Here is a 12,816-nt window from a genome sequence, read left to right as displayed (position 1 = left end):
GGGCCTAAAAAATTGGGCACAAATACTCCAAGGGGGATTTTGACCTGAGCCCCCGAAGCTTTTAACAAAACAGGGACTGCCACTGTTTTGAACGTTAAACGTTAAGCCCCTCCAATTTTGTGGCGATTGCAATGGCCATTTCTTCCGTTAGCTTAGGAAGATAAGACTTTAAAATTTTATTAACGAATGGCCCCATTGCACCACCGGCGGTGATGTCAAGAAAAACGGTCATTCTTGTTTTATGATTATCAATTGCTTCTGCTAAGAAATATCCTCCACCTGAAAGTTCCTCATTTAATCCTTTTAAATTAAAAGTTACTTTTGTCGGTTCAATCCATTCTTTTATGGTAATCATTAGACCCATTTTTTTCTTTATGAACCCAATCTTACTGTAAAATTCCCAGGTAGACTGACGTTTAGTAAATTTCTGATGTTGAATATATCCAGGAATAAGTGGAGCCCAGTTATCCATGTCCTTAACAAAATCCCAAACTTGATTGATTGATAAATCTACCTCAACTTGATGCATTCCGCTCGGCATTCATTTTCCTTCTTTCCATTTCGATAGTAAGGTCTTCATATATTTATATGTTCCTTCCGCCAAAGGGGGACTTTGCCCTCATGGACGATATATTAATGATTAAAATGGTTACGAATATTAATTGATTTGAATACGAAAAGAATAAAACGAAGAAATTGAGGTGAAATATGGACTTCAATCCTTTGCGTTATCTTGCGATAGGTGATTCGCTTACTGTTGGTATCGGTGTTCCTATGCTGGATCCGGGATTTGTTGATATTACAGAGGCATTAGCCAACAAATAATTAAAAAACCTATACTTTATCAAAAGCACGCAAGGTCAGGAGCAACGACAGGTGATGTTTTAAATATGGTTAATTCCCCGAATGTGACCGAAGCAATAAAGTGCGCAAATATCTTCACAATAACGGCTGGAGGAGATGACTTAATTAACGCTGCTAAACAATTTTTAAGAAATAAAAACGAAGAAAATATATCTCAGGCTATTAAACTAGCCCAGAATAATTATTCAAAAATATTGGAAAGAATTCACAAAATAGATAAGCAAGATAAATACATTTTACGATTAACAAATTTATATAATCCATTTCCCGATATTCCAATAGCCGATGAGGAAATTAAAAGATTTAATTCATTGATTAATCGTTTTGGTCGAGAATTGAATGTTAAAGTTGCCGATATCTATAGTGTGTTTAAGGGGAATGAAAAGGCTTTATTATCAAAGGGTGGGGTTCATCCCAATAATAAGGGATATTATCAAATGGCATTAGCAATAGGTAGGCTTGGGTATTCCCCGTTAAATAGGGTAAAAAAACGCTAAAGATTATATGATATATCTCCCTAAGATGAAAACACACTATGCCAAACAGGGTGAATTTAAATAGAAGGCCGGTACCTTCATATTCAGATACCGGCCTCGCCTAGAAGATTTTAAACACTTATGCCCCTTCCTTTTGTTGCTTGATGAGCATCACCGCAAAGTATTTACGCCCTTCTGGTGTAATCACATGTAACGTCTCTTTTTCATCTTTTTTCTCAAAATCTACGAAAGCCCCGCTCAAATTTTCGATTATATTTGTCATTTTATAGCCTTTTTGAAGTAAAAAATCGATTTTGTCGCGCTCTTGTAAAAAGATTTGGTATTCTGACATAGATAACAACTCCTTTATATCATTGGGAAGTGGTTTTATGATCTAGCTCCACCTCATACATATTGACGTCATCTTCTACTGCGCCACCAGGTATGGCCCAATTTAATAGAACTCCTAAAATTGCTGCCAACGCCATCCCATGAATTTCAAAGTTCGTTGTAAACTTCATAACGGCTCCACCAATCCCAACAACTAAAATGACTGATGAAATAATCAGGTTACGCTTTTCATCCAAATCTACTTTACTATCAACGAGCATCCGTAATCCAGAAGCAGCAATGATCCCGAATAATAAAAGGGAAATTCCACCCATTACCGCAGTTGGTATCGAGCTAATGAGTGCAGTAATCTTTCCGATAAATCCAAAAAGAATCGCAAAAACGGCTGCCCCACCGATGACAAAAACGCTAAATACTCTTGTGATGGCTAATACACCAATATTTTCGCCGTAGGTTGTATTCGGAGGACCACCCATTAACGCTGCTAACATAGTGGCAAGACCGTCTCCCATAATCGAACGATGTAATCCAGGTCTTTGGAGTAAATCCTTGTGAACAACCTTACTTAACACCATTTGATGTCCAATATGTTCAGATAATGTAACGATCGAAACAGGAACCATTAAAGCAATAATACTTAATGACACGCCAGGGGAATAATGGACAAATGGAAAAAGAAATTCGGGCATTTCAAAAATCTTGGCGGCCTTCACACCAGATAAATCAACTAGTCCAACAATCGCAGCATAAATATATCCTCCGCCAATTCCAATTAATACGGGAATTAAATTTAAAAAGCCCTTAAGGAAAATGGAGCTTAAAATCACAATCAACAAGGTCACCAAAGCAACGGAAAAATGAAGAAGACTATATTCACCATCAGCGTTATTCATTGCCATACCAACTGCTGTCGGTGCCAGACTAAGTCCGATTACAATGATAACCGGACCAACAACAACTGGTGGGAGTAATTTAATCAGCCATTTATGACCTGTTGCTTTAATAGCTATCGCAACAATCCCATATACAAGACCTGCTAAAAAACTTCCGATCATCGCGGCTCCAGGACCATCTGCTGCGGTTGCGGCAATAATTGGTGCGATAAATGCAAATGAAGAACCAACATAAGCAGGGACTTGACCTTTCGTAATAATGAGAAATGTAATCGTACCGACTCCACTTGAAATAAGGGCTACACCTGGAGATAATCCAACGAGATACGGAACTAAGATCGTTGCACCAAACATGGCAAACAAATGCTGGATACTTAAAACTAAAAACTTACCTGGTGGCGGTGACTCATTTATCCCCAAAACAACCTTTTTCGAATCTTCACTGCTCATTCCTAATCCCCCTTCACTTTTGAATTGCTAAAATGGCTTAATTTTTCAATTCTGGAGGCTTAAACTTTTTTCATTCCAACACCCTTTCTTATCTGTATTTTTAATATTCAGAAATATCGAGATGCAAATGCACCATATTTCCCTTCGTGAATAAAGGAAGGAGATTCACCTTCCTTCCTATTTCAACATTATAATGTGGCTGATTTATCCTTCACAATTTCAAAATTCTCACCGTATTTGGCACGCTTAATAAATTGGCCAGCACCTAGCTTTCCAACAAATTGTTTATCACGTATAACAAATTCCCCTCTTGAAAGGACTGTTACAGGTTCACCGGTAAATTTCATGCCTTCAAAAGCATTGTAATCGACTGCCATATGATGTGTTTCAGCTGATATTGTTCGCCGGGTAGTAGGATCAAAAATCACAAGATCTGCATCTACTCCAACCGCGATCGTCCCCTTCTTTGGATACAAACCAAATAGCTTTGCAACTCTAGTAGAGGTTAAGTCCACAAACTGATTTAATGTAATTCTTCCTTTTTTGACACCCTCTGAGAAAAGAACTGTTAAGCGATCTTCAATCATTGGTCCCCCGTTAGGAATTTTCGAGAAGTCACCTAAACCAAGCTCCTTTTGCCCATTAAAATCAAACGAACATTGGTCAGATCCAAATGTTTGAAGCTGCCCAGTTCGGAGTGCATTCCATAATACATCTTGATTCCATTTTTCACGTAATGGTGGTGACCAGACGTATTTAGCCCCTTCGAAATTGGGCTTTTCCAAATAGGATTGATCGAGAACTAAATATTGTGGGCATGTTTCTCCCCACACATCAAAGCCCTTCTCTCTCGCATCTGTAATAGCTTTAACTGCGTCTGCACATGTAACATGAACTACATAAAGCTGAGAATTTGCAAGTCCAGCAAAGGTAGCAGCTCTCTCTGTCGCCTCCCCTTCAATTTCCTGTGGTCGAGTTAATGCATGATAGATTGGATCTGTCTTTCCTTCACTTAACGCCTTTTTCACGAGATAGTCGATGACGTCTCCATTTTCAGCATGAACCATGACGAGAGCACCTAATTCTTTAGCAGCAATTAGTGTTTTAAATAAGGTTTCATCATCTGCCTGAAGTACATTTTTATACGCCATAAATACTTTGAAGGATGTAATTCCTTCCTTTTCAATTACGGTTGGAAGTTCATTTAACACCGCATCCGTTACTTCGCCAATTGAAAGGTGAAAACCGTAGTCAATGACTGCTTTACCCTTGGACTTCCGATGCCATGTTTGAATCGCATCTTTTAAAGGCTCTCCCTTATTCGATAAGCAAAAATCAATAACCGTCGTTGTTCCTCCAAAGGCAGCTGCGATTGTTCCGGTTTCAAAATCGTCCTTTGTTACAGTACCTCCAAAAGGCATTTCTAGATGGGTATGAGGATCAATTCCTCCTGGAAAAACATAGCATCCATTTGCATCAACAACCTCTGCACCTTCAGTAGAAAGATTCATCCCGATTTGACTGATCACACCATTTTCCACAAGTATTTCTGCCTGATACGTGTCTGTTGCTGTTACAATGGTTCCATTTTTAATGATCTTTTTCATCATATCCCTCCCAAAAAATTGTGATTATTTTACTGTGTCTACTTTACAACTTGCTGCACCAAGAGCCGCCTGACGCTCATTCCATGTCATCGGAGGTAACCCGCTTGGGATTTCGACCATATCAATTGCTCCATCAACTGGACATACGATTGAACATAGATTACAACCAACACAGTCTTCCTCTCTGACTTTTAAGATGTTGTAGCCATTTCCGTCCTTAAGCATATCGATACATTGATGCGACGTATCTTCACATGCAATATGACATTTATTGCAATTAATACAAACATCATTATTAATACGGGCAACAATTTTATAGTTCAAATCAAGGTCACCCCAGTCAGAATACTTCGGAACCGTTTTTCCAACAATACTCATGACAGAAGCAATTCCTTTTTGATCGAGATAGTTATTCAGCCCTTCAATCATGTCCTCTACAATTCTAAAGCCATGATGCATTGCAGCCGTACATACCTGAACTCCGGAAGCACCCATTAGCATATATTCAACCGCATCCTGCCAGGTTGAAATGCCACCAATGCCAGAAATCGGAATATTGATATGCGGACTTCTTGCACATTCTGCGACCATATTTAGCGCAATCGGCTTGACAGCAGGGCCGCAATACCCCCCATGTGCACCTTTCCCTCCAACATGAGGAATCGTGTTCCACGTATCCAAATCTACTCCTGCTAAACTATTAATTGTATTGATCATGCTGATTGCATCAGCACCACCTCTAGTCGCAGCCTCTGCAGTAGCCGTAATATCCGTAATATTTGGCGTTAGCTTTACGATGACCGGGGTTTGCGCCACTTCCTTTACCCAATAGGTTTGTTGTTCGACAAGCGCAGGCACCTGTCCAGATGCGGAACCCATCCCTCTTTCAGCCATGCCGTGTGGACAGCCAAAGTTAAGTTCTAATCCATCCACGCCCACTTCTTCCACTCTTTTGACGATTTCATGCCATTTTTCTTGTTTAGGCTCAACCATCAAGGAGGCAATAATTGTATGATTCGGAAATAGCTTCTTTGTTTCTTCGATTTCTTTTAAATTAACCTCTATTGGACGATCTGAGATTAATTCAATATTGTTAAAACCAGCTACTCGTTGCCCATTAAAGCTTACTGCTCCAAATCGTGATGTTACATTTAAAATTGGGTCACCTAATGTCTTCCACACTGCTCCACCCCATCCGGCATCAAATGCACGCTGAACTTGATAACCGGAATTCGTTGGAGGAGCAGATGCTAACCAAAACGGATTAGGGGATTCTATCCCTGCTAGATTAATTCGTAAATCAGCCATTGATAAGCCTCCTTTTTAGCGGATGTTCAAAAAGACACCAAATGATAAGCTTCGACTTTTTGAACTCATATTTTTATGCAATTTCGGAAACTGCACCAAACAGTACTTTATGGATTGCATAAGCTGTATCCTTGCCCTGCTGTGCTGCTGAAACAACCATCGCTTCTCCTTGACCTTTTCCAAAAATCACATCACCACATGCAAACACTTTTTTATTGGATGTTTGGAGGGTCTCTTGATTGATTTTTACCACTCCACCGTCGTGCTGAAGACCGAATCGTTCAATAAGTTCTATATATCTTGTTTGCCCAATTGCCTTAATAACAGCGTCCACCGCTAGAATGAATTCAGAACCTTCTATTGGAACCGGACGTCTTCTGCCATCTTCTCCTGGCTTACCAAGCTCCATTTTGATGCATTCAATAGCCTTAACGCGCCCTTGTTCATCACCAAGGATTTTCTTAGGTGTCGTTAGCCATCTGAATTCAACACCGTCCTGTTTAGCAAATTCATATTCAAAATCATAGGCAGTCATTTCTTTAATTGTTCTTCTGTAGAGGATTTTTACATTATCTGCACCTAACCTGACTGAACATGTCGCTCCATCAATAGCTGTATTTCCTGCACCTATGACGACAACCCTACTACCTAAGAAACGGTCGGAAATTGGCTTTGTTTTTGTTTCTTTTACAAAATCGATTGCATCATATACTCCATCTAACTCTTCCCCTTCAATACCTAGGGAAGGGACCTTTGACATTCCAATTGCTAGAATAACAGCATCGAAGTTTTCAAGAATTTCATCTACCGAAATATCCTTTCCAACTCTAGTATTCGTTCGTATTTTTACATCTACGCTTTCTACCTGCTTAACCTCCCAGAAAGATATTTCCTGTGGAAGTCTAAATGAAACGATACCGTATGTATTTAGACCACCAGCCTTTTCTTCTGCTTCAAAAATAGTCACATCATAGCCGAGTAAACCTAGCTCCCTGGCTGCCGAAAGTCCAGCGGGGCCACCCCCAATGACGGCAACTGTTTTTCCATTTTTCTTACCAGGTTCAAATAACACCTGTTCATTTCGGATAGCCCAGTCGGTTGCATATCTTTGTAAATTACCAATCATAATAGGTTTTGTGGAATGGTTCAGAACGCACGCTCCTTCACAGAGCTCCTCTGTTGGACAAACACGAGCACAGCTTGCTCCGATAGGATTGGAAGTCATAATTGTTTTAGCTGATCCTTTTAGGTTTCCTGAAGCGATTTTTTTAATAAAGGTTGGTATGTCAATTCCAGTAGGACAGGCAGTTATACACGGGGCATCATAGCAATAAAGACAACGATTGGATTCTTCAATAGCTTCGCGGTTAGTTAGTCCAGGGCTCACTTCATTGAAATTCATTTGTAAATCCTTAAATGAAATTCTTGGGTTTGAATGACTCATTGATTTACCTCCTTCTATAGTGGAAAGTTGTAAAAATGAATAGGATATCGCAACTATTTAAAGCTATAAATAAGAAAGCGTTTTCATCAATAGCGGTGTCATCTTCTCATTTTTATAACGAAATAAAGGATTGTTGTCCGAAAAAAATGAACTTTGTGTCTATTGTACTTTTTTACTGATATGATTGCACTATACAGAGTGTTAAAAGATATAAGATGTTTTCCACTCATAATGTAAAAAAGAGCGATAGGTTTGAACCACATTCATTGTGACTCCTAACCTTCGCTCTTTTAATAAATTCATATAAATTCGAGAATTTACTTAAGATCCGACTCCTTATAGATCAATTCATTTACTGTCAAACTATACTTATCAAAAAATTCACTCTTAAAGGATTCCCACTCACCTAGGGATTCATAGTATTTAGCCATCGTATTTTTCTTGCCGACCTTTTTTCCTTTAACCGTAAATTCCTTTGAAGGGTAGTGGTGAACATCTCCATTTTTTTTCAGTTTTAAAGGAATGATGACAGAAAAATCAATACCCATTTTCTTATCACGTACGACCATTTTCTTAGTCACATTGTTTTCCGCTCTCTCAATCACCTGTGTCAAACATAGCGCCCGCTCATTTTCAAATGAAAACTTGTTCATTCCTTTACTTCTTACGATAGTCATATATCCGTCCTCCTTTGTAAGTACTACTTCAATAATAACACATAAAAAATATTAAGCTAATTTATGGAAAAACAGCCACTTAACCAAATGAAATAAGGATGAAATCGATTGATTTCATCCTTTGAATCATAGCCCGTCACTTTTTATTTTAGTTTTTTCCGTTGCCGTTACCATTTCCATTGCCATTACCATGACCGTTTCCGTTATTGCCATTGCCATTGTTTTTACCGGCATTTGTATTTTGCTGATTTTGTTTATGTTCTTTTGCCTGTTGTTGTTTTTCGACCTTTTTCTCTTGAGCTTTTTGCTGTTTCTCTTGTGCCTTTTGTTGCTTCTCTTGTGCTTTTTGCTGAGCTTTTTCACGTTTTTCATTTACTTTATCTTGTTTCTTCTCAGCTGTAGTAGCAGCTACTACTGGTTGTACCTCAGTTTGAGCTGTTTCTTCCACAACAGGTACAGTTGCCATTTCGTCAACTTCAACTTCTGGCTCAACAACTGGTTCTACTGCTGTTTCTTCGATAGCCTTATCTTCATGTTTAGCTGCAAATTTCGCTGCTTTTTTCTCGAGTTTTACAAGCTTTTTATCTAATTTTGCAAATGACTTCTGAATGTTTTTCATTAATGCTTGTTGAGCAGTTGGATTTTTCACCTTCGCTAGTGCTGCTGTTAAAGCATCAATATTATTTGCAAGCTTCACTTCTACTTCTGTTTCCTTAGAATCCTCAGCCACCTCAGCTTCAGCGACTACTTCATCTTTAGTTACTACATCTTCTTCATTAGACTCTTCTTCAGTTGTTCCTGTTTCTTCACCTGCAACCTCGCTTGTGCCTGTAAAAGTTTCAGTTGCCGCTTCTTGTGTTTCAATTGCTTTTTGAAGAAGTTCTTCAGCTTCTTCCGTTTTATCGTCAGCTAATAAAGCATTTGCTTCCGCGATACGTTCTGCTGCAAAATCAGCTAATAATTTTGCTTCTTTGTAATCATCAATCGTTACAGCAAGACGTACTTTTTCAATCATAAGCTTTACAAAATAAAAGAAATCACCAGGTACTAATGAAGGTGCTTTTTCAGCTTGTACTTCGTCTTCTGTTGCCTCTTCTTCAGCAACCTCTTCATTTTCTACTGATACGACTTCTTCAGAAGATTCTTCCTCAATCACTTCTTCGCTTTCAACTACTTCCTCAGTAGCTTCATCGCTATCATTTTCTTCGACTACTTCTTCGTTAACAACTGCATCTTCAGCAGTTCCGTAATTAACCGGAATTTCCTCTACGACTGTTTCTTGTGAGCCTTCTTCATTAGCAAAAACAGCAGGTGTTGCTAATGAAAGAATAAGTGCTGAAGCTACTGTACCGCTAATGATCGACTTCTTGAACTTGCGTTTAGTCATGTACTAGTTCCCCCTAATTTTGAATTACGATAAACCATTCGACGAAAGCTGACATGTATATGTCCGTCTAGTACGAAAAAAATAATAGATGATTCCTTAGTCTAATGAAATGCTAAAAAAACGCCAAAAGACCTAGTACCAATGGCGGACTAGGTCTTTTTACTATTTCATCAATTTGTTGGTGCTTTTGTTATTTTTTCAGAAATAAATTCTTCGATTAATTGTATAGCTTCTTCGACGTTATTCACTTGTAAGACAGTGTTTCGTTCATCTGGTATTTGTTCCGCAGTATGATGGTATCTTGGATCATAATAATATTCCAATAGCAATTTCACAGCTGAATGATAATCAGCAGCTTCAAGGTCTTTTTCAATCTGTGTAGCTATTGGGGTATGGATTCTTTTTTTAATTCGCTGAAAGGCTGACATACATTCATTCGGAAATTCCCACGGGCGATAATCCTCTAAAATGTTTAAAACCCGCTCTTCCATCGATAGATTTACAAAAATATGGTATCCATGTTCTTTAATGTTCAGTAAAAAATCTGGTAGTGTCGCTCTGCCAACCCGTTTGCTCTCCGCTTCTAGCAAAATATAAGGAGATTTCTTTAGCTGAAGTGCCCGTTCCACAAACATTAAATCAAATTTCTTTTGGTTATGTGGCTTTTTCCCAATCATTCCAAAAACCGATCCACGATGATTTGCCATGCCTTCTAAATCAAGGACGGGATATCCCTTTTTTTGCAACTCCGTTAAAATGATTGTTTTCCCCGAGCCCGTATAACCATTGATCACTAATGCCTTGGGTTTAAAATCTGTCGCGAGCTCTTCTAATTGTTCGACTACCCATGTACGATAGGCATGGATTCCACCAATTAGCCTATTTACCTTAATCCCCATTAAATCAACTAAGGTTGCAGACGTTTTACTGCGCATCCCCCCACGCCAGCAATAAATCACCTTATTCTCCTCTGGGATGTTTGAAAACTCCTTAATAAATTTCGGAAGCTTGGCGGACACAATTTCTAAACCTTTTTCGTTTGCAGCATTAGGGCTTACCTGCCTATAAACCGTCCCAATTTCGGCCCTTTCTTCATCTGTAAAGATTGGTATATTCACACTGCCAGGTATATTGGATTCGGCAAATTCAGAAGGTGAGCGAACATCAACGACTGCAAGCGACTTTTCCTTCTGCATTTCCCTCAATTCATCAACTGATATATCTTGAAACATCTATTTTCTTCCCTTCAATAATGTCTATCTACACTATGTCCACATTGTCTACTCTCTATTATAAAACAGAAAAACTTTCAGAGTACAATATATGAATTTAACTTTCGAAATGTTGAAATTCAATTCGTGGTTTCCAAAAGAAATGATAGAATAAATTATAGAAATGATTACGGAGGATCTTTTTTATGCTTATACCATCCCTTGCAAAAAAAATTATTAAAGAAGTACGCAGATTAATTGATGAGGATATTATTATTGTCGATGTTTCAGGAACAATTATTGCAAGTACTGATACGAGTCGAGTTGGTAGCTTTCATGAAGGTGCACTCCTTTCAAGTCGGGACCAAAAGAAAATGATCATTACAAATGAGATGGAAAATCAATTAAAAGGGGTAAAAGCAGGAATCAATTTACCTATTTTGTTTAAGGAAAAGGTGGTTGGTGTTATTGGTATTACTGGAAATCCTGAAAAAGTTTCCGCATACGGAGAGCTTTTAAAAAAGATGACGGAGTTGTTAATCACAGAGAGCTACTACGCTGAGCAAATCGAATTGGAGTCCCGTGTATTGGAAACATTTGTTTTTGATTGGCTTCAACTTAAAGAAGAAACGGATGAATTTATTAAACGAGCAGAGCATCTAGGTATCGATATTGAATTGAATCGTAAGGTCGTAATGGGATTCATTACGAGTGATACAGAGGTTCCACTACGGAATATAGCTAATCGCCTGCAGCAATACTCCTATTTAAATGAGAATGATATTTTTGTCAGATGGGGAAATGATCGGTTTCTCCTGCTTTTAACGGACCGTTCAAAGGAACAGATACAAAAATTACTTCAAACATTAAAAAAGGAATTAGAACATATCTTTTCTATGGAAGTATCGTTTGGAGTAGGTAGTGAGGACCATTTACTAAGAACATCATTTGAAGAGGCTGATCGTGCCCTACAGATTGCAAAACGAAGTGGCTTGATTATATTTGATGATGATTTAAAATTGGAGATGCTTATTCATGAAACAAGTAGCAAAGTGCAAGTGGAATATGTTAGACGTACAGTTGTGCCACTTCTGAATGATTCTGTTTTACTTAAGACTTTACTTGAATTTATAAAACAAAATCAATCTATCAAGGAAACTGCGAAGTCTCTTCATATCCATGTCAATACTCTTACCTATCGTTTAAATAAGATTGAAGATTGTACTGGTCTTCATCCAAGAAACTTTGTAGATTTAACAACACTTTATGTCGGTCTTATGTTATTAGGCAAATCCATAAAAACCACTCGATAAAAACAAGTATTTTTGTGGGTTTCTACATAGCGGATTCTCCCGCTTTTTTTTATGCTTAATATAAGAATATTTTTGGAGGCGTTCACATGATTGATGCACATGCAAAACAACAATTTATAAAAATTGTCGGTCCGGAAAACTATGACGATTCAAATACAGGGCGACTCGTATACTCCTATGATGCAACCCCACAATTCCAGTCCATGCCTGATGCGGTAATTGCTCCTCGAAACAAAGAGGAAATCGCGAATATCGTCAAGGTTTGTAATGAACACAAAATCCCAATTGTTCCCCGTGGCTCCGGGACAAATCTCTGTGCCGGCACTTGCCCTACCGAGGGTGGTATAGTCCTTCTTTTTAAACATTTAAATCAGATTTTAGAAATTGATGAAGAAAATTTAACCATAACCGTCCAGCCTGGAGTGATTACACAGGAAATCATAAATGCGGTGGAAGCAAAGGGTTTATTTTATCCACCAGACCCAGGCTCTATGAAAATATCAACGATCGGTGGCAACATTAATGAAAATTCAGGTGGATTACGTGGGCTTAAATATGGTGTAACGCGTGATTATGTGATGGGTCTTGAGGCTGTTCTCGCAAACGGAGAAATCATTAAAACCGGCGGTAAGCTTGCGAAGGATGTTGCGGGGTATGACCTGACTCGACTTTTAGTTGGCTCAGAAGGCACACTTGGAATTATTACTGAAGCTACACTTAAGCTCATCCCGATGCCTGAAACAAAAGAAACAATCTTAGCCCTTTATCAGGATTTGGAGGCTGCTGCCAAAACCGTTTCAAAGATTATCGCAAGTAAAATCATCCCGATTACGCT

12 protein-coding genes are annotated in these 12,816 nt (G+C 38.5%); 3 read left to right on the top strand and 9 right to left on the bottom strand.

The window, feature by feature from the left end; all coding sequences use genetic code 11:
• Positions 1–94: 94 nt before the first annotated feature.
• Positions 95–541 (bottom strand): CoxG family protein, encoded by a 447-nt coding sequence (locus V7147_RS21100; RefSeq protein WP_335369776.1) that lies wholly within the window; start codon positions 539–541, stop codon positions 95–97.
• 268 nt (positions 542–809) lie between these two features.
• Between V7147_RS21100 and V7147_RS21095 the strand changes: the two genes are divergently transcribed.
• The gene (locus tag V7147_RS21095) at positions 810–1,361 is read left to right on the top strand and encodes a GDSL-type esterase/lipase family protein (RefSeq protein ID WP_335369777.1); all 552 of its coding nucleotides are present in this window, start codon (positions 810–812) and stop codon (positions 1,359–1,361) included.
• Positions 1,362–1,479: 118 nt separating this feature from the next.
• Here the strand turns inward: V7147_RS21095 and V7147_RS21090 are convergent, their stop codons facing one another.
• The 8 genes from V7147_RS21090 to mnmH all read right to left on the bottom strand — a co-directional run bounded on the left by V7147_RS21090 (position 1,480) and on the right by mnmH (position 10,689).
• Entirely contained in the window at positions 1,480–1,692 is a 213-nt protein-coding gene (locus tag V7147_RS21090; RefSeq protein WP_335369775.1) for a hypothetical protein, read from the bottom strand.
• Between the two features lie 19 nt (positions 1,693–1,711).
• Positions 1,712–3,034: a solute carrier family 23 protein gene (locus tag V7147_RS21085; protein WP_335369774.1), complete on the bottom strand. Its 1,323-nt coding sequence runs from the start codon at positions 3,032–3,034 to the stop codon at positions 1,712–1,714.
• 188 nt (positions 3,035–3,222) lie between these two features.
• A complete protein-coding gene (gene hydA / locus V7147_RS21080) occupies positions 3,223–4,641 on the bottom strand; it encodes a dihydropyrimidinase (RefSeq protein ID WP_335369773.1) in 1,419 nt (472 codons plus the stop codon).
• 24 nt (positions 4,642–4,665) lie between these two features.
• Complete coding sequence (preA, locus tag V7147_RS21075; protein ID WP_335369772.1) at positions 4,666–5,949, bottom strand: NAD-dependent dihydropyrimidine dehydrogenase subunit PreA; 1,284 nt, start codon at positions 5,947–5,949, stop codon at positions 4,666–4,668.
• 73 nt (positions 5,950–6,022) lie between these two features.
• Positions 6,023–7,393 (bottom strand): NAD(P)-dependent oxidoreductase, encoded by a 1,371-nt coding sequence (locus V7147_RS21070; protein ID WP_335369771.1) that lies wholly within the window; start codon positions 7,391–7,393, stop codon positions 6,023–6,025.
• Positions 7,394–7,710: 317 nt separating this feature from the next.
• Positions 7,711–8,070 carry a hypothetical protein gene (locus V7147_RS21065; protein ID WP_335369770.1) on the bottom strand — a complete coding sequence of 120 codons (360 nt, stop codon included), beginning with the start codon at positions 8,068–8,070 and terminating at the stop codon, positions 7,711–7,713.
• A 148-nt stretch (positions 8,071–8,218) separates the two neighbouring features.
• Positions 8,219–9,457 (bottom strand): DUF5667 domain-containing protein, encoded by a 1,239-nt coding sequence (locus V7147_RS21060; protein WP_335369769.1) that lies wholly within the window; start codon positions 9,455–9,457, stop codon positions 8,219–8,221.
• A gap of 170 nt (positions 9,458–9,627) precedes the next feature.
• Positions 9,628–10,689: a tRNA 2-selenouridine(34) synthase MnmH gene (gene mnmH, locus V7147_RS21055; RefSeq protein WP_335369768.1), complete on the bottom strand. Its 1,062-nt coding sequence runs from the start codon at positions 10,687–10,689 to the stop codon at positions 9,628–9,630.
• A 185-nt stretch (positions 10,690–10,874) separates the two neighbouring features.
• Between mnmH and V7147_RS21050 the strand changes: the two genes are divergently transcribed.
• Positions 10,875–11,981, top strand: coding sequence for a CdaR family transcriptional regulator (locus V7147_RS21050; protein ID WP_335369767.1), 1,107 nt, complete (start codon positions 10,875–10,877; stop codon positions 11,979–11,981).
• A gap of 86 nt (positions 11,982–12,067) precedes the next feature.
• Positions 12,068–12,816, top strand: a 749-nt coding sequence (locus tag V7147_RS21045) for an FAD-binding oxidoreductase (RefSeq protein ID WP_335369766.1), incomplete at its 3' end; no start/stop codon positions are given.

Origin of the sequence: Bacillus sp. JJ1521 (assembly GCF_036965165.1) — a bacterium.
Lineage (GTDB): Bacteria > Bacillota > Bacilli > Bacillales > Bacillaceae_L > Ferdinandcohnia.
The sequence above is the reverse complement of the archived record's forward strand: the minus strand, read 5'-3'. Positions and strand labels throughout refer to the sequence as shown.